Source organism: Rhizobium sp. GN54 (assembly GCF_021026345.1).
Classification (GTDB): Bacteria; Pseudomonadota; Alphaproteobacteria; order Rhizobiales; family Rhizobiaceae; genus Mycoplana.
Genome location: NZ_JAJNCZ010000001.1, coordinates 1163436 through 1184757 on the forward strand (window position 1 = coordinate 1163436; position 21322 = coordinate 1184757).

Consider the following 21322-nt stretch of genomic DNA (forward strand, 5'->3'; position numbering starts at 1 on the left):
GACTGGGTCGGTTGGCCAGATAGCAGCGAATGAGTATGTTCGCCGGCCAAATTCAAGCATTTAAGTCGTGGTTATGCAAGCCGGACTTGATGCTGCGGACAAAAAGTGTGGCGACCGTCAGGTCGGCGGAGGTCCCCGGATTGATGCCCCGGTCCTTCAGCCGCCGGTCGAAGTCGAGCAGGACCGCCTCCCGCCCCGACAGGCTCGGCTCGTCCGCGACTTTCCGGCGTATCGTCTCCGCCTCGCTCCTGATGGCGCAGGCGAGTTCGCCGCCGAATTTGCGCCCGACATGGCTGTCGGGAAAGGTCGACAGGAAATGCAGGTAGACGAAGACGGTCGGCCACATGCCGTTCTCGCCGCGATCCGTCGCGGCCTGCCAGGCCGACAGGCCGCCGGCGAAAATATCGGCAAAACCGGTCGTATATTGCCGCGCGATCATGTCGCGATCGGCCGCCATGCCCATGGCTTCCATCAGCGAGACCGTCGGCTCCCGGCTGACGTCCTGGTCCTCGACCGCGTCCAGCCCGCCGGGATTGGCGAGCCGGATCGCGGCAAAGACGTCGCGGGCATCGTCCGCATCCATGTGCTCCAGCGTCCGGCGCAGGGCCCGGTGGAAATCCGTGGTTGCATCCGCGGCCGCCTTGGCGAGCGGCGCGCAGAGGAGCAGGATGCCGAGATTGGTGTTCGTTCCCACGCTTTCGCGCGTGGCCGTGACCGCGCCGAGAATGCGCCGGCCGACCGGCGCCTGCGTCTCGCAGATCCACGGCGCGCTGACGGCAGCGCTTTGAAGGAACTGGTCCGCGCTCATGCGGTGGCCGTCGGCGAAGCGGTGGACGTTTCCGGGTTTCAGGGCATCGATCTCGGCGCGGCAGGCATCGAGGTAGGCGGTCTGGATCTGCTGCCGCGTCAGTGTCATGCGGCCGGTCTTTGCTTCATGTCCGGGTCGACAAGCGCCAGCATCGCCCGGGCGATGCAATCGGCGATGCGGACGGGGACGACGGATTGCAGGCCGGTCCAGGCGGGCATGCTGTTGACTTCCAGCACGAGCAGATTGCCTTCGCATCCCTGGACGATGTCGATGCCCGCGAAATCGGCGCCGACGGCCGCAGTCGCGGCAAGCGCGAGTTCCTCGAGTTTCTGGCGCAACGGCCCCGTGACCGGCTCCGCCGTCGCGCCCCGGGCGATATTGGTGATCCAGCCGTCGGCGCAGCGCCCCATCATGCCGAGGATCTCGCCGTTGCTGACGAAGATCCGGTAGTCACGATAGGGTGGCCCGCTCCGCGTGACGAAGCGCTGCAGATAGTAGACGTTGTCGATCTCCTCGGGGTCGGGCAGGTCTTCGATCGACCGGACAAGCCTGATCCCGCGTCCCTGCGAGCCGAACAGCGGTTTCAGCACCAGCGGCCCGCGGGATATCTCGCGCTCGACGATGGCTCTGGCATTGCCGGGACCCTCGACGGCGAAGGTTTCCGGCGTCGGTATCCCCGCATTGGCCAGAAAGAAGGTGGTGGTCGACTTGTCGACGCAGCGCTCGATCGCCTTGGCCGAATTCCAGACCGGCACCTCGAGATGGGCGAGGGCGTGCAGGAGGCCGAGCCGCCGCGTGACCGCCTCGAACGTCCCGGCCGAGATCGAACGCACGATCACGCCGGCCGGCAGGGCGCCGTCGAGGTCCGGAATGGCGATGCCGGAGGGATATCGGGTGTCGAAGGCGATATCGGCGAGCGGGCAGAAGATCGTCTCCGCGCCGCGCTCCCTGAAGGCACGCCGCAACTGCTTCACCTGCCTGTCTGCCTTGTCGGATACGATGAGGATCTTGTCGGACGTCAGCACCTGTTCAGCCAAGGGATTGCTCCAGCATCTGCCTGTTCCATTCTCCCGCGCGGAAGGTTTCGCCCGTCTCGATGGCCGTGACGATCACTTCGGCCGGGCTGAAGAGATGCGGGTCGATCGCGTAGAAGTCGCCCTTGAACGTCTTGAAGATCTCCGCAAAGGGCTGTCCGTAGTCGCGCGACCTGCTGCTCGGCAGTTGCTCGGCGAGGTCCCGCGCGGCCGCCGCACTGCCGCGAACGAACAGTTGCACCAGCCCGCCATAGATGATCGCGTCGTTCGTCCGTCCCATCGCCTGCAGAAAATCGGGATGGGGTGCCGGAACCGGTGCGCAGCCGGTCCCATCGACGATATTGTCCAGCGGGAAATGCAGGCTGTGCGCCTTGTGAAGGGCGACTTCCAGCGAGCGGCCGACGATCTGCACGCAGCCGGCAAGGCTTTGCGTCGGGGCGTAGATGAAGGTCAGCGCGTCAGGCGCCAGCCCCGTCGCCGCTGACACTTTCTCGACGACGGCCGCCGGCGGAGGCTTGTCCGTCTCCAGCAGGAGAACGGAGGAGGGGGCATCGGTCTCGTTGTAGGCGATCTCTTCGAACAGCGGTTCCACCCGGGCCAGCGCCCGCGCCGGCCCGGAGCCCATGGCGAAATACTTCTCGTGCGTCAGGCGCCAGCCTGCATACTGGCTGGCGAGGCAGGCAAGCACCGGTTGCGACGAGTGGACCGTGACGCTGAGCGGCCACCTCTCGTTGTTGCGATCGAGCGCGAGCGAAACCGTGCCGAGGCCGCCCATGCAGATCTCCGTCATCCGCAGCCCCGCTTCCAGCCCGCCGGCACTCACAGCCCCGGCATCGATCAGATGTTCCCCGAGCGGGCCGCGGCTATGGGCGATGCCGTATCTCTCGTCGTCCGCGATCAACTGGTCGACGATCCGTTGCGCGTTTCTGTTGAGATGAGCCTTTCCGTTCTTCATGGGAATCCCTCCCTCCAATATTCCGCCACTTCGGTGATCCGACGCTTGACGGCGCGCTCTGCGTCCGCAGCCGATCGCGCCTGCGCCAGCACGGTGCAGACGGGATCACCGGCGTCGAGCACAGAACCCGGGCTTTGATGGTCGGCCGTCAGGCTCGGCCATGCGATCTCGGGGAAACGGGGAATGGGGCGAGGCGTATAGGCGATCGCCGAAGCCGCGGCCCCCCGATAGGTCGGCACGGCGATCGTCTCGCCGCGCACGGCACGCAGATGCTCGTTGAGAAGCGGTGCCGTATCGCTGTCGAAGATATCGAGCGTCGCCCCCGGCCGCGGGTTGATCTCGATCAGGTGCAGGCCTTCCGGTCCATCGATGAAATCGGCGCTGCAAAGGCCGACGAGGCCGGTAATGCGCGCCAGCCCGTCGAGCCAGCGGCCGATCCGTTCCTTCTTCTTCCGGTCGAAGCGCATCAGCCGCACCGCGCCGCCATAGCGAAACGGCGATGCCGGCGAGGGCGATGACCACTGCCGGCTGAAGCCGATGATGCGGGCAACGCCGTCCTGCGCCAGGAACAGGGCCGAAATGCTGCGGCCGGGGACACGCTTCTGATAGTAGTGGCCCTCGTCCAGCGGCGCGGATGCGGCCGGCCGGACATGCGATCCGCCGGCCCCGCCGCCGAGCTTGACGAGCCAGTCCTGCGGCCTTTCAGGGGCGTCGAACCGGATCGCCGGATGCGGGATGCCGAGGCCATCGCAGAGCTGCGCGAGCGCAACGGGATCCTTGACCGCCCTGACCGCGGCGCCACTGTTGCCGGCGAGCGGCAGGACGCGTCCGAGCGCGTCGATGACATCGGGCCGACGCTCGAATCCCGAACCGTAGACGAGTGCCAGCGGCTCCTCGTCCCGCGCAAGGTCCGACAGGATCTGGGCGATCTTCGCGCCGTCGATCCCGGCGCGGATGCTGCCGGCGAGCAGCGTCGTACGCCCGGCGAGGGCGACGGTGTCGGAATCGCCGAAGAGATCGGCCACCAGCGGCTTGTAGCCGGCGCGCCGCGCCGCTGCCGCAAGCGATCGGCCGGAGATGGCGGCGATCAGGATGGCGGGGCTATTTTTCGATGCTGCGGGCAAGGGCGAAAGCGTCCTGAAAATCGTAGATGACCGGTTTCTCGGCGCTGATCATCTGCTTGAACAGGCCGGACTGCGTCTTGTATTTGAGATTGCCGATGGTGAGGGCGCCGATACCGATCGCCGCCGTCTCGCCGAGCTTGTCGCTCTTCGCATTGGCCGTCAGGCCCTCGATGCCGGACGGCGGCACGGCGTTGACATCCGCTGCGACCAGGAGATGTTTCGCCGCCCGCAATTGCTCGGCCGAGATCACCCTGACGCCGGCCTTGGCGGCAGACAGGATGACCTCCGTCTCGCGCAGCAAGGCCGCCTTCTTCTCTTCCGTCGAACCGTCGGCCGCCTTCACCGTCACCCCGAAGCGGGCCTTGACCGCTTCTGCGATCTGCTCGACGCGGCCTGGCCCGTCATGGCCCACGATCGTGACCTCCGCACCCTCCTTGGCCGAGATCACGGCGGTGCAGTAGCCGACGACGCCGGTCGCGCCGAAGATCGCCACCTTCGTTCCGGAATGGCCGCGGCCGTGCTGCTTTGCGAGCGCGGTCTCGACCTTGGCGACCATGGCCGCGGCCGTCGTGAACGATCCGGCCGGGTCGGCGAAGACGGAAATCTCGAAGGGCGGCACCATCGCCTTTCTAGCGGCGTCGATCATGTCGAGCGCCAGCACCGTATCGCGGCCGGCCAGGAAGACGCCGGTCGCGGTGCCGGCATCCGGCGGGCGCGAGAAGATCGCGTCCTGGACGAGGCCGGTCACGTCGGCAAGCGTCACGTCCGTGTAGGGCACGACATGGTCGTAGCCCGCATCGAGCGCCATGTTGACATCAAAGGGGCTCATCTGCCTCAACGGCGTAAGCATGTGGAGGATGGTTTTCCGGCTCATTGCCCTGCCTTCTCTAGTAGGTGCCTCTGCCCAGTTCGAACGCGTGCGGCGCCGCCTCCCGCGTAATCTTCGCTCCCCGGTTCCGGCCGGCGAGGATCCGGATCGTCGTCTGCGTGTCGTGCGGTGCCGCGCGCGCGACGATCCGCTCTGCCGCCGCCTGGGATTCGGCAAAGGCAAAGCCCGTCGGTCCCCAGGAGCTCTGGCCGATGCCGACAGCGCCGCATTCGCCCAGCCGCATGAGCGTTTCCTCCACCGCCGGGCTGGTGAAGCGCCCGCCCTGGGTCGGGGAAAAATAGTCGCCGAGCATCTGCTGGATCGCCGTCACCGCATTGCCGAAGGTCAGGATGTCCCTTTCGATGACGGCGGGCATGATCTCCATCAGCACATGGCGGCAGATCGCCGCCGAATGCGCGGCGGGAAACGGCGCAAGCGTGCGGAAGGCGGTGATTTCCGCGTCTCCGTGGATGCCCTGGCTGCGGCCGTCAAAGACGAGGATGGCGCGCCAGGCGGACGGAAACGGGATGCGGGAGATGACGGTCGGGGTGAGGTCGTCCCGGGCCTTGCCGGCGTCGAAGATGAGACCGCCTTCGTCGAAGGCCGCAATGCCGATCCCCGATCGCCCGCCGCGCCCGAGAAAGGCTGCGTCGGCGCGCACGTCGAACGGCAGGTCGTGCAAGGTCCGCAGTGCTGCGGAGACCGCCAGCGCAAGCTGGGTTCCCGATCCCAGCCCGGCATGGGTGGGAATGGTCTCGAGCACCGTGACCCGGTGGTGGCCGGCAAGGCCGAGCCGGGAGCGGAGTGCGGAGAGGTAGGCGGAGATGCGGGCGCTCTCGTTGCCGTGAACGCTGGTCTCGGCCGCCCTCGTGATCTCCAGCCTGGTCGATATGCCCTCGAGCGGCAGGCCGATGCTGCCGAAACGCGAACTTGCCTTCCCGGGGATATCCAGAAATCCGAGGTGCAAGCGTCCGGGAACTTGAATGGAGACGGAATCCGACATCGGTTCTTTTCTGAACTTTTTGATAATCGGGCCCGCATTTATGGTAGCCTATTTTGTGACCAGCGCAAGCCTGGGCGGGAGCCGGGAGAAAAAGAAGCGAGGAGAAACGGCGATGGGCGAGGAGACGGAACGCAAGCGCGAGCGCGTCTATTCGGAGGAGGAAATCGCAGCCAAACTGCAGGCGGAACTGCCGCATTGGCGCTACGAAAACGGCTGGATCCGCCGCAAGTACAAGACGCATGGCTGGAAATCCACGCTCATGGTCATCAACACGGTCGGGCATCTGGCGGAAGCCGCCTGGCACCATCCCGATCTCAAGGCGTCCTATGCCTGGGTGGAGGTCCTGCTGGTGAATCACGCCGCAAAGGGCGTGACCGACAAGGACTTCGAACTCGCCAGAAAGATCGAGGAGGTCGTGCAATGGCAACCGGGCACGGCGGGCGGCGCGCTTGAGGGCACGCCCAATACCGATCAGCGATTCGCCTACGTCAAATACGACGGCTGATCGGCATTTTTCGCCGGACGGGCTTCACATTTGACGAAGAACGGATAAATTCAGGGCGGCACCAGAAAGTTTCGGAGTGTGATGGTTGCATGGATCGGCAGCCGGACAGTTCCTTTGTCGGCAGCGATCGAGCAGGCGGCAAAGCTTTTGGCGACAAGCCGCTGCCCCGTATTCTCCCTCGATTCGGATATCCATGGATGCCGTAGCCTGATCGCGCTGGCGGAGCGCGTCGGGGCGACCTACGATCACGTGCATGGCCGCGATCTCGTCCACGAGGTCGCGCTTCACACCGATATCGGCGGCTTCTTTGCGACCGCGACGGAGGTACGGCGTCGCGCCGACCTCGTCGCCATCGTCGGCGACGTTCCGCCTGTCCACCACGATCTGCTCTCCTCGCTTGCGGCGACCGGACCGGACTTGGCCGGCAAGGGCCGGCGGCGCTGGTATCAGATCGAGGGCAGGGCGGCGTCCGCAGGTGGCCGGCGGCCGCTGCGCGGTCCGAAGGCCGTCCGGGTGGGGTCGCCCGATCTTCCCGTCGATGCCGTACTCGGGATCCTCAGGGCTTCGCTCTCTGGAAAAAAGGTATCCGCCACGTTCGCCAACGCCGATGCCTTCCTCGGCGCCCTGGCAAAGGCCCGCTTTCCGGTCTTCGTCGTCTCGCACCTGACCGACGTCCCCGCTCTGGCGATGCTGCAGGGCCTGCTGGCCGACATCAACAGGACGCAGCGCGCGACGGCACTTTTCCTGCCGTCCGACGACGATGCCTGGGGCATGGTGCTGGCGTCGACCTGGATGACCGGCTTCCCGCCGCGCACCGGCTTTTCGACCGGCGCGCCGGTCTACGATCCGTGGCTTTGCGACGTGGACCGGATGATTGCACAGAAGGAGGCGGACCTGCACGTGTGGGTCTCGGAGCGCGACGAGGCGCCGCCCGCCAGGCGCGGCGGCCCGCCGACGATTGCGCTGGTGAGGGGCGAACGGCCCGTCGCCGGTGCGGCGGCCACCATCCGGATCGGCAAGGCCGGGCTCGACCATGACGGTGTCGTCTATTCGAGCCGGATCGGAACCTTGCGATCCGTGCCGGCGGAGGCGCCCTCCGACCTTCCCAGCGTCCGCGCGGTCGTGGACCAGTTCCAGCATGCCCTGACGGGCCAGGACATGCCATGCTGATCCGTCTTGCCGGTGGAGACGTGGTGGATCCGGTCAACGGCCCGGCCGGCAGGCGCGACGTCTGGATCAAGGACGGCGTCATCGTCGAAAGGCCGGCCTCGAAGCGGGCCGAGAGGACCTATGACGTTTCCGGCTGCATCGTCATGGCCGGGGCGATCGACATCCATTCCCATATCGGCGGCGGCAACGTGAACACGGCGCGTCTCCTGCTGCCGGAACAGCATGCGGCCCACCTCAGGCGCCCGGCGCATACGCCGCTGTCGAACGCCGGATGGTCGACCTTCAATACCGGCTGCCTCTACGCGAAGATGGGCTTCACCACCGTGGTCGAGCCGGCCATGTCGCCTTCGAGCGCGCTGCATACCCACATGGAGCTCGCCGACATCCCGATCATCGACAAGGCGACGCTCGCGATCCTCGGCAACGACGATTTCCTGCTGTCGATGATCCGCGACAACGCCTCGACGGCGATGATCGACGACTATGTCGCCTGGACCGTGTCGACGTCGCGGGCGCTCGGCGTGAAGGTCATCAACGCCGGTGCCGCCGCCGCCTTCAAGGAAAATGTCCGCCGCTTCTCCTTCGACGACGTCGTTCCGTCCTACGGGGTCAGTTCCCGCAGGATCGTGGAGACGCTGCAGGCCTCCGTCGGCCGTCTCGGGGTTCCCCATCCCCTCCATGTCCATGCCAACAACCTCGGTATCGCGGGCAATGCCACGACGGCAGCCGAGACGATCCGCGCGGCGGATGGTCGCCCGCTTCATCTCGCCCACCTGCAGTTCTACGGCTACGGCACCGAAGGCAAGCGCGGCTTCTCGTCCGAGGCGGCCCGTCTCGCCGAACTGGTCAACGAGAATGCTGATGTGACGATCGATGTCGGCCAGGTGATGTTCGGCCAGACCGTGACGATCTCCTCGGACGTGACGCGGCAATATTCGGGAATGCGGACCGCCAACCCGAAGAAGTCCATCCTCATCGACGGCGACGGCAACGGCGGCGGCATCGTGCCCTATCGCTATCGCCCGGACTATTACGGCTCGCTGCAATGGGCGGTGGGACTGGAGCTGTTCCTGCTGATCAACGACCCCTGGCGAGTCTTCTTCACCACCGACCATCCGAACGGCGCGCCGTTCACCGCCTATCCGGACCTGTTCGAGCTTTTGATGCGCCGCGACGCCCGCGAAGCGAAGATGGCCGAACTCGACAAGTCCGCTTTGGAACTGACCACGCTCGCCTCGATCTCCCGCGAATATACGCTGGACGAGATCGCCGTCATGACGCGCGGAGCCCCCGCAAAGCTGCTCGGGCTCGACGACCGCGGTCACCTCGGCCCCGGCGCGATCGCCGATATCGCCGTCTACCGGAAGGGGCAGGACGTCAGCAAGATGTTCGCCGACGCCGCGCTGGTGTTCAAGAACGGCGATCTCGTCGTCGAGGATGGCGTCGTCACGCATTATCGCTGGGGAAAGACGCTTCGCCTCAATCCGCCCCCCGACAAGGGGATCGTCAGGCGCATGCAGGCCTATCACGAGGATCGCTACGGGCTGTCGCTCGACTGGTTCACCTTCCCGGAAACGGCGATTGCCCGCGAAAACCCCTTTGCGGAGGTCGCATGCAGGAGCTGACGCGCAACGGCATCACGATCGATGACACCTTCGCCGAGGCGTTCGGCATGCGCGCGACCGCGATCATCATCACGGCGCCGACGCTGAAATGGGCGCGCCAGGCGGCGATCACCATGACGGGCTTCGCCACCTCGGTCATCGGCTGCGGCTGCGAGGCCGCCATCGATATCGACATCCCCGCCTCGAAGACGCCGGACCGTCGCCCGGGCTGCCGGGTGATGATCTTCGCGATGGGAACGGACGAGCTGCAGAAGCAGTTGAAGACGAGGCTGGGCCAATGCGTCCTCACCTCACCCGGCAGCGCCTGTTTCGCAGGGCTGAAGGGAACCGCGTCGCTCGATCTCGGCTCGTCGCTGCGCTATTTCGGCGACGGCTGGCAGGTCTCGAAGAAGTTCGGCGGCAGGCACTACTGGCGCGTGCCGGTCATGGACGGCGAATTCCTGTGCGAGGCGAAGACCGGTCTGACGAAGGAGGCGGTCGGCGGCGGAAACTTCCTGCTGCTCGCCGCCGATGCCGGAAAGGCGCTGGCGGCTGCCGAACGCGCGGTGGCGGCGATCGAGAAGGTCCCCGGCGCGATCATGCCGTTCCCCGGCGGCATCGTGCGGTCCGGCTCGAAGGTGGGCGGCAAGTACAAGGGCATGATGGCCTCGACCAACGACGCCTATGCGCCGACCCTGCGCGGCGTCGTCAAGAGCGCGCTCGGCCCGGAGATCAACGCCGTGCTGGAGGTCGTGATCGACGGGGAAACGAACGACGCCGTGGCCGCGGCGATGCGGGCGGGGCTGAAGGCCGTCATCGATTTCGGCCCCAGGCGCGGCGCCCTGCGCATCAGCGCCGGAAACTACGGCGGCAAGCTCGGCAAGTTCCACTATCACCTGAAGGACCTCCTGCCATGACGCCGCTGACCTTCACCCTGCAGTCCGAGCCGGAGGAGCGGCTCGACCTGTCGGGCCTGACCCCCGACAGGCTTGCCGGGATGACGTCCGCCGAAATCGGAAAACTGCGGGTCGGAACCAGTCGGCATCCGGCAGCGGCAGGGGATGTCTTCAAGATCACCGGCAAGGATGCCGAAAACATCGTCTTTGCCGGCGGCAGCGGACGTTTCGACTTCCTCGGGGCGGAGATGACGGCGGGGCGGATCCGCGTCGCCGGCGATGTCGGGGCCCGTGCCGGCCGCCGCATGGCCGGCGGCCTGCTGAAGATTGAAGGCAAGGCGGGCCTGCAGGCCGGCTCCGGCATGAAGAACGGGCGCATCGACATCGACGGCGATGCCGGCGAGGGCGTCGGCGGACCGATGGCGGGCGAAATCCACGGCATGTCCGGCGGCCTGATCGTCGTGCGCGGCAAGGCCGGCGATCGTCCCGGCGAGAGGATGCGGCGCGGGATCATCGCGCTCCTGAAGGGATGCGGCGACCATGCCGGTCTCGGTATGGTCGCCGGCACGATCGTCGCCACCGGCCGCGTCGGCCGCTACCCCGGTCACCTGATGAAGCGCGGCTCGCTGCTGTTCGACCGCAGGCCGGCCGAGCTGTCGCCCACCTTCATCGACTGCGGCCGCGTCGAGATCGGCTTTCCGGTCCTGTTCGACCGCTACCTGATGGAGGAGGGGATCCTCGACCGGCCGCTGCTCGGCGCAAGACCCTTCCGCTTCGGCGGGGACAATGCCGTGTTGGGCAAGGGCGAAATCATGTTTGCAAGAGGTTGAGCCGTGATCGCCCCGTTAACGCAAGTCGCGCAAAAGTGTGCAGCGGTTTTGCGACGACGACATGCGTAAAATCAAAGGACTAAAGCACCGGAGCGAATCTGAAAGATCGCGACGTGCTTTAGGGATCGCGCGACGATCCTCAGCGGGGCTGCTGCAGCATCGGATAGAGCTTGTCGAAGAAGGGCAGGCATTGCGCGCCTCGCTCCCGCAGGAAGACCTGAAAGGCGTTCATGGCGGGAGAGACGGTCCTGTCCGTCCGCATCACCGAGAACCATTGCCGGCGGATCGGCATGCCGATGACGTCCAGGGTGACGAGTTTGCCGAACTCCAGCTCCATGGCGATGGTATGCGCCGAGATGAAGGCGATGCCGAGGCCCGCCATGACGGCCTGCTTGATCGTCTCGTTCGACGACATCTCGGTGCCCAGATCGTCGATCCGGCCCGGGATCTCCCCCAGGAAGATCTCCAGCGAGATGCGCGTGCCCGATCCGGGCTCGCGGACGAGGAAATGTTCTTTCGCGATTTCCTCCTTGGTGATGTCGTGCTTCCTGGCCAGCGGATGATCCGGCGGGGCGATCATCACCAGCGGATGGTCGCCGAACACTGCCGAGTGCAGCGGCAGGTCCTTGGGCGGGCGCCCCATCAGCGCGATGTCCAGGTCGTGGTTCCTCAGCTTCGTCACGATCTCGGCCCTGTTGCCGATCGACAGCGAGACGGCGATGCCGGGATGGCTCTTGCGAAAGGTGGCCATCAGGTTCGGCGCAAAATATTTCGCCGTCGAGACGACGCCGAGCGCGAGCGAGCCGCTGCGCACCTCCTTGATGGCGTCGATCTCGTCATCCAGCTGGCGCAGCCTTTCCTCGATCGAGCGCACCGCGTCGATGAAGGCGAGGCCGGCCGCCGTCGGGCGCAGGCCGTCGCTGGTCCGGTCGAAAAGGATGATCCCCGCGTCCTCCTCGAGCTGCTTGAGCTGGATCGTGATGGCGGACGGCGTCAGCCCGAGCATATTCGCGGCCCGGACGATCGTCCCGTGCCTGCCGATTTCCTGCGTCGCCCGCAGGTGCCTGAGCGTGAGGTTCTTCATGCGGAGAACTTAGGAAATTTTACGACGCAGGTAAACAGATTAAATTTTACTTAGCTCCTGTTTCTTGGTTCGATGACGGCATGTCCGAAGCAGTGAGGAGCGGGCAGGGAGGTAGGCCATGACGTCGCTGACACTAGACGCCTTTTTGGAATCCCACGCCGCAGGCGGTGCGCCGCTCGGCGAAGCCGTCGCCCTCACGGTCCGGCGACTGGCCGCTGCGGCGGTCACCCTGTGCGGCACCATCGGCCAGGGATCGCTCGGCATGGGGCCGCCCGGCAAGGCCTTTGCCGGAGGGAACGGCATGGCCGGCCCGAGCGGCGACGTTCCGAAGGAACTCGACCTTCTGGCCGACGCCCTCTTCATGGATGCCATGCGGCGGGCGCCTGTTTGCGTCTACGCGTCCGAGGAACTCGAGGACGCCGCCCTGCTGGACCCGGCGGCCCCGCTCGCGGTGGCCATCGATCCCCTGGATGGCTCCTCGAACATCGACATCAACGCCCCGATCGGGACCATCTTCTCCATCCTCCCAAAGGCTGGCGATCCGGTCGGCGAGCGCAGCGCCTCCTTCTTCCAGGGAGGAGACGCCCAGCTCGCCGCCGGCTTTTTCATCTATGGCCCGCAGCTGGCGCTGGTGCTCAGCGTCGGCAGCGGCACCCACGTCTTCGTCTTCTCCCCGGCCGGCGGCGTGTTCGCCCAGGTCCACGAAGGCCTGGCCATTCCGGCGCGGACGCAGGAATTCGCGATCAACACGGCCAACTACCGCCATTGGGACGAGGCCGTCCGGCTCTACGTCGACGATTGCCTGAAGGGCACGGAAGGGCCGCGCGAGCGGGAATTCAACATGCGCTGGGTCGCGGCCGTCGCCGCCGACGCCTACCGCATCCTCGTTCGCGGCGGCGTCTATCTCTATCCCGGTGACGGGCGCAGGGGCTATGCGGAAGGCCGGCTCCGGCTGGTCTACGAGGCCAGCCCCATCGCCTTCCTCATCGAGCAGGCCGGCGGCGCCGCCACCGACACGATCAATCGCATCCTCGACCTGACGCCGCGGAGCCTGCACCAGCGCGTTCCCCTCGTCTTCGGCTCGGCGCGCGAGGTGGCCCGCATCGGTCGCTACCATGCCGAACCCAGCAATATCGCCGAGCGGGCGCCGCTCTTCAGCAACCGCGGCCTCTTCAGGGCCTGATCGGAGGAACGGCAATGTCGACACGGCATCCCATCATTTCGATCACCGGTTCGTCCGGCGCCGGGACCACTTCGGTCAAGAACATCTTCGAGCAGATTTTCCGCCGCGAGAAGATCGAGGCGGCCTTCATCGAGGGCGACGCGTTTCACCGCTACGACCGGCAGGCCATGAAGGAGAAGGTCGCCGAGGAGGAGCGGAACGGCAACCCGAACTTCACCCATTTCAACGCCGAGGCCAATGAACTGGAGATCCTCGAGGCCGTCTTCGAGGAATATGGCCGGAACGGCACCGGCCGCACCCGCACCTACATCCACGACGAGCAGGAGGCCGCCCGCTACGATGTCCCTCCGGGGAGCTTCACGAAATGGCGCGATTTCGGGCCGAGCGACCTGCTCTTCTACGAAGGGCTGCACGGATGCGCGGTGACCGACAAGGTCAATCTCGCCCGCCATGCCGATCTGAAGATCGGCGTCGTGCCGGTCATCAATCTCGAATGGATCCAGAAGATCCACCGCGACCGGGAAGCGCGCGGCTATTCCACCGAGGCGGTCATGGACGTCATCCTGCGCCGCATGCCGGACTATGTCCGCTACATCACGCCGCAGTTCACGCAGACCGACATCAACTTCCAGCGGGTGCCGATCGTCGACACCTCCAATCCCTTCATCGCGCGCTGGATACCGACCCCTGACGAATCGATGCTGGTCATCCGCTTCGCCAGGCCCCGCGGCATCGATTTTCCCTATCTGCTGTCGATGATCCACGACTCGTTCATGTCGCGCGCCAACTCCATCGTGGTGCCGGGAAACAAGCTCGATCTCGCCATGCAACTGATCCTGACACCCCTGATCATGCAACTGATCGAGCGCAAGACCCGCGCCTCGTGAGGAGGAAAGCCATGAATTCGCAATTGCAGCTGCAGGAAGAAGCCGCGCCCGCGGCCGTGACCGAAACCGACATGGCCAATGCGATCCGCGCGCTCGCCATGGACGGTGTCCAGAAGGCCAATTCCGGTCATCCGGGCATGCCGATGGGCATGGCGGACGTCGCCACCGTTCTGTTCGGCCGCTTCATCAAGCTCGATCCGGCCCATCCCGACTGGCCCGATCGCGATCGCTTCGTCCTGTCGGCCGGCCACGGCTCGATGCTGCAATATGCCCTTCACTACCTGATCGGCTACGAGGACATGACGGTCGAGGAACTGCGGCGGTTCCGCCAGCTCGGCGCCAGGACCGCCGGCCATCCGGAATACGGCCACGCCCTCGGCATCGAGACGACGACCGGCCCGCTGGGCCAGGGCATCGCCACCGCCGTCGGCATGGCGCTTGCGGAACGGATCGCCAATGCCCGCCATGGCGACGGGCTCGTCGATCACCATACCTACGTCATCGCCGGCGACGGCTGCCTGCAGGAAGGCATCAGCCACGAAGCGATCGACCTCGCTGGCCATCTGAAGCTGTCGCGGCTGATCGTCCTCTGGGACAACAATTCCATCTCGATCGACGGGCCCACCAGCCTCTCGACCTCGATGAACCAGCTCGCCCGTTTCGAGGCGGCAGGCTTCGACGTGCAGGACATCGACGGCCACGATTTCGATGCGATCGGCCGGGCGATCGCCCGGGCACGCACGTCGAGCAAGCCGTCGTTCATCTCGTGCCGGACGATCATCGGCAAGGGCGCGCCCAACCTGCAGGGGTCGGAAAAGACCCATGGGGCGCCGCTCGGCGAAAGTGAGGTCGCCGCCACGAAGCGGGAACTGGGCTGGGATCATGCCCCGTTCGAGGTTCCCGAGGCCATTCTGGAGCGCTGGAGCGAAGTTTCCGCGCGCGGGGCCGCTGAGCGGCGCGCATGGCTGGACCGGGTTGCCGCTGCTCCGGATGGCACAGCGTTCCTGAAGACCATCGACCGGGACGTTCCGGCATCGCTGTTCGACGCGCTTGCCGCGTTCCGGAGGCAGCATCGGGAGAGCGCGACCAAGGTCGCCACCCGCAAGGCTTCGGAGATGGTGCTCGGCGTCGTCAACGCCGCGACCGACCTGACGATCGGCGGCTCGGCCGACCTGACCCATTCCAACCTGACGCTGACGGCGGGAATGGGCGCGATCCGGCCGGGGAGCTACGCCGGCCGCTACATCCACTACGGCATCCGCGAGCACGCCATGGCGGCTGCGATGAACGGGCTGGCCCTGCACGGCGGCTTCATTCCCTATGGCGGCACCTTCCTCGTCTTCTCCGACTACGCCCGCGGCGCGATCCGCCTGTCGGCGCTGATGGGGCAGCAGGTGGTCTACGTGATGACGCATGATTCGATCGGGCTTGGCGAGGACGGCCCGACCCATCAGCCGGTCGAGCATCTGGCGATGCTGCGGGCGACGCCCGATCTCAACGTCTTCCGCCCCTGCGACATCGTCGAGACGGCGGAATGCTGGGAACTGGCCCTGAAGGAACGCGATCGTCCGAGCGTGCTGGTGCTATCGCGCCAGAACCTGCCGGTGTGCCGAGAGGCCGATAGCGAGGAAAACCTTTCTGCGCGTGGCGCCTATCTGCTGCGCGCGACCTCGGAACCACCTTCAGTCACCCTCCTCGCGACCGGTTCCGAGGTCGAAATCGCCTGTGCCGCCGCCGATGCGCTCGCGTCCGGACACGGCATCGCCGCGGCGGTGGTCTCCATGCCCTGCTGGGAGCTTTTCGAGCGGCAGTCGCCCGCCTATCGCAAGGCGGTCCTTGGGACCGCGCCAAGGATCGGTATCGAGGCCGCCGCCCGCCTCGGCTGGGACCGCTATCTCGGCGAGGACGGCGTCTTCGTCGGCATGACGGGCTTCGGCGCCAGCGCGCCGGCATCCGATCTCTACGCACATTTCGGCATCACCGCCGGGGCCGTCGTGGAGACGGCGCTCGAACTTGTCGCCCGGGCGTCGGGCTCGGACCGCACGGATCGGTAGAAAAGGAGCAGAACCATGGCCCGCATCACACTACGCCAGCTGCTCGATCACGCAGCGGCATACGGATATGGCGTTCCGGCCTTCAACATCAACAACATGGAGCAGGGCCTCGCGGTGATGGAGGCGGCGGTCGCCTGCGACGCGCCCGTCATCCTCCAGGCTTCGAAGGGCGCGCGCTCCTATGCGAAGGACATCATGCTGGCGCGCATGATCGAGGCGCTGACGGAGATCTACCCGGCCATTCCCGTCTGCATCCATCAGGATCACGGCAGCGACGAGGCGACCTGCATGACGGCGATCCGCCACGGCTTCACCTCCGTCATGATGGACGGTTCCCTCGAAGCGGACGCGAAGACGCCGGCCTCCTATGAGTACAATGTCGAGATCACCGGGCGGGTGGCGCGCATCGCCCATTGGGTGGGCGTCTCGGTCGAAGGCGAGCTTGGTGTTCTCGGTTCGCTGGAGAGCGGAACCGGCGCCGCGGAGGATGGCCATGGTGCCGAGGGCGTGCTCTCGCACGACCAGCTCCTGACCGATCCGGATCAGGCCGTCGATTTCGTCGCCCGCACCGGCGTCGACGCGCTGGCGATCGCCTGCGGCACCTCGCACGGCGCCTACAAGTTCACCCGGGCGCCGGACGGCGGCATCCTGGCGATGGACGTGATCGAGGAGATCCACCGCAAGCTGCCGAACACCCATCTCGTCATGCACGGCTCCTCCTCGGTGCCGCAGGAGATGCAGGATGTCATCAACCGCTTCGGCGGAAGGATGCCGCAGACCTGGGGTGTTCCCGTCGATGAAATCGAACGCGGCATCCGCCACGGCGTCCGCAAGGTCAACATCGATACCGACTGCCGCATGGCGATGGCCGGGCAGTTCCGCCGGATCGCGGCCGAGCACCCGGAGGAGTTCGACCCGCGCAAGTTCCTGAAACCGGCGATGGACGCCATGCGCAATCTCTGCCGCGACCGCTTCGAGCGGTTCGGCGCGGCGGGCAACGCCTCGAAGATCAAGGTCGTCCCGCTGGACGAGATGGCCAGACGCTACGCCAAAGGCGACCTCGATCCGCAGACCACAACCGCGAAAGCCGCCTGAGCGGCGGTCCAGAACGACAGCGAAAGGACCAGGCCATGGACAGCAAATCCCAGACCGTCAAGGGTGCGGCGCGCTACAGATCCGGCGTCATGGAATACCGGAAGATGGGCTATTGGGAGCCCGACTACGAGCCGAAGGACACCGATGTGATCGCAGTCTTCCGGATCACGCCGCAGGACGGCGTCGATCCGGTCGAGGCGGCGGCGGCCGTCGCTGGCGAATCTTCCACCGCCACCTGGACGGTGGTCTGGACCGACCGGCTGACGGCGAGCGAGAAGTACCGCGCCAAGGCCTATCGGCTCGATCCCGTGCCCAATGCGGAAGGGCAGTACTTTGCCTACATCGCCTATGACCTCGACCTGTTCGAGCCGGGTTCGATCGTCAACCTCAGCGCCTCGATCATCGGCAACGTCTTCGGCTTCAAGCCGCTGAAGGCGCTGCGGCTGGAGGACATGCGCTTCCCCGTCGCCTATGTGAAGACCTTCCAGGGACCCGCGACCGGCATCGTTGTCGAGCGCGAGCGGCTGGACAAGTTCGGCCGTCCGCTGCTCGGGGCGACGGTGAAGCCGAAGCTCGGGCTCTCGGGACGCAATTACGGCCGCGTCGTCTACGAGGCGCTCAAGGGCGGGCTCGATTTCACCAAGGACGACGAGAACATCAACTCGCAGCCCTTCATGCACTGGCGCGAGCGCTTCCTCTACTGCATGGAGGCGGTGAACAAGGCGCAGGCCGAGACCGGCGAGGTCAAGGGCACCTACCTGAACGTGACCGCCGCCACCATGGAGGACATGTACGAGCGCGCCGAATTCGCCCGGGAGCTCGGCTCGAACATCGTCATGATCGATCTCGTGATCGGCTACACGGCGATCCAGTCGATGGCGAAATGGGCTCGCCGCAACGACATGATCCTGCATCTCCATCGCGCCGGTCATTCCACCTATACCCGGCAGAAGACGCATGGCGTCTCCTTCCGCGTCATCGCCAAATGGATGCGCCTTGCCGGCGTCGACCACATCCATGCCGGCACCGTCGTCGGCAAGCTGGAGGGCGATCCCGCCACGACCCGCGGCTACTACGACGTCTGCCGCGAGGACTTCAATCCGATGCGGCTGGAGAACGGCATCTTCTTCGACCAGCATTGGGCCTCGCTCAACCGGATGATGCCGGTCGCCTCCGGCGGCATCCATGCCGGGCAGATGCACCAGCTCCTGGACCTGCTCGGCGAGGACGTCGTGCTGCAGTTCGGCGGTGGCACGATCGGCCATCCGATGGGGATCGCCGCCGGCGCCACGGCCAACCGCGTCGCGCTCGAATGCATGGTGCTCGCCCGCAACGAGGGCAGAGACATCGTGCAGGAAGGCCCGCAGATCCTGCGCGACGCCGCACGCCACTGCCAGCCCCTGCAGCAGGCGCTCGACGTCTGGAAGGACGTGACCTTCGACTACACCTCCACCGACACGCCGGACTTCGTTCCGACGGCCACCGCAGCAGAATAGGAGACGCGACATGCACATCACCCAGGGAGCATTCTCGTTCCTGCCGCCGCTGACGGACGAACAGATCGCCAGGCAGGTGCAGTACTGCATCGACAAGGGCTGGGCCGTGAGCCTCGAATTCACCGACGACCCGCATCCCCGCAACACCTACTGGGACATGTGGGGCCACCCGATGTTCGACAATCCCGACGCCGCCGCGCTGATGCTGGAACTGAAGGCCTGCCGCAAGGTCTATGGCGACCGGTACATCCGCCTCGTCGCCTTCGACAGCAGTCACGGGTGGGAATCCGTCCGCCTCTCCTTCATCGTCAACCGGCCCGCGGTCGAGCCGGGCTTCCGCCTGGAACGGCAGGAGACCGCGGGCAGGGGCATCCGCTACACCACGCGTTCCTATGCCGCAGGCCGGCCGGCGGGGGAACGTTATGGCTGAGGCGCAACCCATCATGCGAGAGGTCGATGACGTAAAGCTCTCCGCCATCGACCTCAGGGCGGAATATGCCGAATCGGGTGTCGAGGCCGTGCTGGACGAACTCGACCGCACGCTCATCGGTCTCAAGCCGGTCAAGCAGCGGATCAAGGAGACGGCGGCGCTGCTCCTGGTCGAACGCGCGCGCAAGCGTCTCGGCCTCGCCCATGAAACGCCGACGCTGCACATGTGCTTCAGCGGCAATCCGGGAACGGGAAAGACGACCGTCGCCCTGCGCATGGCCGATCTGCTCCACCGCCTCGGCTATATCCGCAAGGGGCACCTGGTCTCGGTGACGCGCGACGATCTGGTGGGCCAGTATATCGGCCATACCGCGCCGAAGACGAAGGAGATCCTGAAAAAGGCGATGGGCGGCGTCCTCTTCATCGACGAGGCCTACTATCTCTACCGGCAGGAGAACGAGCGCGACTACGGCCAGGAGGCCATCGAAATCCTCCTGCAGGTGATGGAACATCAGCGCGAGGATTTCGTCGTCATCCTGGCGGGATACGGCGACCGGATGGAGCGGTTCTTCGAGAGCAATCCGGGATTTCGCTCGCGCATCGCCCACCACATCGACTTTCCGGACTATGCCGACGACGAACTGCTTTCGATCGCAGACGTGATGCTCGAAAAGCAGAACTACGGCTTCGACGCCGAAGGGCGGGCCGCCATGGAGCAATACATCGCGCTTCGCCGCCGCCAGCCGCATTTCGCCAATGCGCGTTCCATCCGCAACGCGCTCGATCGCGCACGCCTGCGCCAGGCGAACCGGCTGTTCGAGACGTCCGACGGGCCGATCGGCGCCGATACGCTGTCCACCATCGTCGCCGCCGACATCAGGGCCAGCCGCATCTTCCGGAATGAGGCAGGACAAGAGAGCGAGGCGAGACAGCTGGAGGGCGCATCATGAGCGGACGAACGATCATCGCGCCGTCCATCCTGTCGGCGGATTTCTCGCGGCTGGGCGAAGAGGTCGAAAACGTCGTCGCAGCCGGGGGCGACTGGATCCACCTCGACGTGATGGACGGCCATTTCGTGCCCAACATCACCTTCGGGCCGCCGGTGGTGAAATCCATCCGCAACCGGACGGATGCCGTCTTCGACTGCCACCTGATGATCGCGCCGGCGGATCCCTATATCGCCGCCTTCGCGGAGGCAGGTTGCGATATCATCACGGTTCACGCGGAAGCCGGACCGCATCTCGACCGGACGCTGCAGGCGATCCGCAATCTCGGCAAGAAGGCGGGCGTCTCGCTCAATCCGTCGACGCCCGAAAGCGCCATTGAATACGTGCTCGACCGCCTCGATCTCATCCTGCTGATGACCGTCAACCCCGGCTTCGGCGGGCAGGCCTTCATTCCGGCGGTCGTGGAGAAGGTGCGCCGCGTGGCGGGGATGATCGGCGACCGGCCGATCCATATCGAAATCGACGGCGGCGTCACGCCCGAGACCGCGCCCCTGGTCTCGGCCGCCGGTGCCGACGTGCTGGTGGCGGGCTCCGCCATCTTCAAGACAAACGACGCGTCGGCCTATGCCGGCAATATCGAAGCGATCCGGCGGCAGGCCGACAAGGCGCTGACACGTCGGGCGGCCTGACACGGATCATGGAGGTTCAGACGGACGACGGGGCTGCCGGGAAACCGGCAGCCCCGCATCTCATTGCTTCGTCGAGAACTGCTCGAGATAGGCCAGGAGATTGCTGAGGTCTTCTTCCTTCTTCAGGCCGGCAAAGGCCATCTTGGTGCCTTTGACCTTTGCCTTGGGATTGTGAAGGTACTCGCGCAACGATGCCTCGTCCCATTTGAGACCGGCCTTGCCTGCCTCGACCATCGCCTTGGAATAGGTGAAGCCGGGATGGGTGCCGGCGACCCTGTCGATCACGTTCATCAGAGACGGACCGATCTTGTTCTTGTCCGTCTCGGCGTCATGACAGGCCTTGCACTTGTTGAACACGGTTGCACCCGCGGTGGCATCGCCCTCCTGGGCATTGACCCCGCAGGCAGTAAAGATCGCAACTGATACGCCGATCAGAAGGACACGACAGTTCATATTCTTTCCTCATCTCGCCAAGGGTGCCCTTTGACGACGGCAGGTGCCAGGTTTCCTCCTCCGGCGCCGGCCAGTTCGGATCGCGCGACTTTCCGCATCGGGGCATCCAGTCGCGCGATCCGTTCGAAAAAGTGACCTGCCGGGGAGTGCAAGTCAACCCTCGAACACCCTCCGGCCTCGTCATTGGCGGCACAAATCGGAAGTTGCG

Annotated in this window: 21 protein-coding genes; 13 read left to right on the top strand and 8 right to left on the bottom strand. The window is 65.9% G+C overall.

The window, feature by feature from the left end; translation table 11 throughout:
• Positions 1 to 52: 52 nt before the first annotated feature.
• From LQK81_RS05645 to LQK81_RS05670, 6 genes are read right to left on the bottom strand one after another with little or no spacing between them, the layout of a single operon-like run.
• On the bottom strand, positions 53 to 916 hold the full coding sequence (locus LQK81_RS05645; protein WP_230804174.1) for a triphosphoribosyl-dephospho-CoA synthase: 864 nt from the start codon (positions 914 to 916) through the stop codon (positions 53 to 55).
• Positions 913 to 1845: an ATP-grasp domain-containing protein gene (locus LQK81_RS05650; RefSeq protein ID WP_230804176.1), complete on the bottom strand. Its 933-nt coding sequence runs from the start codon at positions 1843 to 1845 to the stop codon at positions 913 to 915. The genes LQK81_RS05645 and LQK81_RS05650 overlap by 4 nt, the downstream gene beginning before the upstream one ends.
• On the bottom strand, positions 1838 to 2797 hold the full coding sequence (gene mch, locus LQK81_RS05655) for a methenyltetrahydromethanopterin cyclohydrolase (protein ID WP_230804178.1): 960 nt from the start codon (positions 2795 to 2797) through the stop codon (positions 1838 to 1840). The genes LQK81_RS05650 and mch overlap by 8 nt, the downstream gene beginning before the upstream one ends.
• Positions 2794 to 3921: an ATP-grasp domain-containing protein gene (locus tag LQK81_RS05660; RefSeq protein ID WP_230804180.1), complete on the bottom strand. Its 1128-nt coding sequence runs from the start codon at positions 3919 to 3921 to the stop codon at positions 2794 to 2796. The genes mch and LQK81_RS05660 overlap by 4 nt, the downstream gene beginning before the upstream one ends.
• Positions 3899 to 4795: an NAD(P)-dependent methylenetetrahydromethanopterin dehydrogenase gene (locus LQK81_RS05665; RefSeq protein WP_230804182.1), complete on the bottom strand. Its 897-nt coding sequence runs from the start codon at positions 4793 to 4795 to the stop codon at positions 3899 to 3901. Before LQK81_RS05665 ends, LQK81_RS05660 begins: the two co-directional genes overlap by 23 nt.
• A gap of 13 nt (positions 4796 to 4808) precedes the next feature.
• Complete coding sequence (locus LQK81_RS05670; RefSeq protein ID WP_230804186.1) at positions 4809 to 5756, bottom strand: beta-ribofuranosylaminobenzene 5'-phosphate synthase family protein; 948 nt, start codon at positions 5754 to 5756, stop codon at positions 4809 to 4811.
• 148 nt (positions 5757 to 5904) lie between these two features.
• Here LQK81_RS05670 and LQK81_RS05675 point away from each other — a divergent pair, with 148 nt between their 5' ends.
• The 5 genes from LQK81_RS05675 (at position 5905) to LQK81_RS05695 (ending at position 10797) form a co-directional block, all read left to right on the top strand.
• Complete coding sequence (locus tag LQK81_RS05675) at positions 5905 to 6297, top strand: 4a-hydroxytetrahydrobiopterin dehydratase (protein WP_230804442.1); 393 nt, start codon at positions 5905 to 5907, stop codon at positions 6295 to 6297.
• Between the two features lie 114 nt (positions 6298 to 6411).
• On the top strand, positions 6412 to 7467 hold the full coding sequence (locus LQK81_RS05680) for a tungsten formylmethanofuran dehydrogenase (RefSeq protein WP_230804188.1): 1056 nt from the start codon (positions 6412 to 6414) through the stop codon (positions 7465 to 7467).
• Complete coding sequence (locus tag LQK81_RS05685) at positions 7461 to 9092, top strand: formylmethanofuran dehydrogenase subunit A (RefSeq protein WP_230804189.1); 1632 nt, start codon at positions 7461 to 7463, stop codon at positions 9090 to 9092. The genes LQK81_RS05680 and LQK81_RS05685 overlap by 7 nt, the downstream gene beginning before the upstream one ends.
• Positions 9080 to 9988, top strand: a complete 909-nt coding sequence (fhcD, locus tag LQK81_RS05690; RefSeq protein WP_230804195.1) for a formylmethanofuran--tetrahydromethanopterin N-formyltransferase — start codon at positions 9080 to 9082, stop codon at positions 9986 to 9988. Before LQK81_RS05685 ends, fhcD begins: the two co-directional genes overlap by 13 nt.
• On the top strand, positions 9985 to 10797 hold the full coding sequence (locus LQK81_RS05695; RefSeq protein ID WP_230804196.1) for a formylmethanofuran dehydrogenase subunit C: 813 nt from the start codon (positions 9985 to 9987) through the stop codon (positions 10795 to 10797). The genes fhcD and LQK81_RS05695 overlap by 4 nt, the downstream gene beginning before the upstream one ends.
• A 139-nt stretch (positions 10798 to 10936) precedes the next feature.
• Here LQK81_RS05695 and LQK81_RS05700 read toward each other — a convergent pair whose 3' ends face one another.
• Positions 10937 to 11881, bottom strand: coding sequence for a LysR family transcriptional regulator (locus LQK81_RS05700; protein WP_230804197.1), 945 nt, complete (start codon positions 11879 to 11881; stop codon positions 10937 to 10939).
• 118 nt (positions 11882 to 11999) lie between these two features.
• Here LQK81_RS05700 and LQK81_RS05705 point away from each other — a divergent pair, with 118 nt between their 5' ends.
• From LQK81_RS05705 to rpe, 8 genes are read left to right on the top strand one after another with little or no spacing between them, the layout of a single operon-like run.
• Positions 12000 to 13064, top strand: coding sequence for a class 1 fructose-bisphosphatase (locus LQK81_RS05705; RefSeq protein ID WP_230804198.1), 1065 nt, complete (start codon positions 12000 to 12002; stop codon positions 13062 to 13064).
• A 14-nt stretch (positions 13065 to 13078) separates the two neighbouring features.
• Positions 13079 to 13951, top strand: a complete 873-nt coding sequence (locus LQK81_RS05710) for a phosphoribulokinase (RefSeq protein ID WP_230804199.1) — start codon at positions 13079 to 13081, stop codon at positions 13949 to 13951.
• A gap of 11 nt (positions 13952 to 13962) precedes the next feature.
• Positions 13963 to 16005: a transketolase gene (tkt, locus tag LQK81_RS05715; protein WP_230804200.1), complete on the top strand. Its 2043-nt coding sequence runs from the start codon at positions 13963 to 13965 to the stop codon at positions 16003 to 16005.
• Positions 16006 to 16020: 15 nt separating this feature from the next.
• Positions 16021 to 17100, top strand: coding sequence for a class II fructose-bisphosphate aldolase (gene fba / locus LQK81_RS05720; RefSeq protein WP_230804201.1), 1080 nt, complete (start codon positions 16021 to 16023; stop codon positions 17098 to 17100).
• 35 nt (positions 17101 to 17135) lie between these two features.
• Complete coding sequence (locus tag LQK81_RS05725; protein WP_230804202.1) at positions 17136 to 18596, top strand: form I ribulose bisphosphate carboxylase large subunit; 1461 nt, start codon at positions 17136 to 17138, stop codon at positions 18594 to 18596.
• Positions 18597 to 18606: 10 nt separating this feature from the next.
• A complete protein-coding gene (locus LQK81_RS05730; protein WP_230804203.1) occupies positions 18607 to 19026 on the top strand; it encodes a ribulose bisphosphate carboxylase small subunit in 420 nt (139 codons plus the stop codon).
• A 13-nt stretch (positions 19027 to 19039) separates the two neighbouring features.
• Entirely contained in the window at positions 19040 to 19975 is a 936-nt protein-coding gene (gene cbbX, locus LQK81_RS05735; RefSeq protein ID WP_230804205.1) for a CbbX protein, read from the top strand.
• A complete protein-coding gene (rpe, locus tag LQK81_RS05740; RefSeq protein WP_230804207.1) occupies positions 19972 to 20661 on the top strand; it encodes a ribulose-phosphate 3-epimerase in 690 nt (229 codons plus the stop codon). Before cbbX ends, rpe begins: the two co-directional genes overlap by 4 nt.
• A 60-nt stretch (positions 20662 to 20721) precedes the next feature.
• Here the strand turns inward: rpe and LQK81_RS05745 are convergent, their stop codons facing one another.
• Positions 20722 to 21114, bottom strand: a complete 393-nt coding sequence (locus LQK81_RS05745) for a c-type cytochrome (RefSeq protein WP_230804209.1) — start codon at positions 21112 to 21114, stop codon at positions 20722 to 20724.
• Positions 21115 to 21322: the final 208 nt, after the last annotated feature.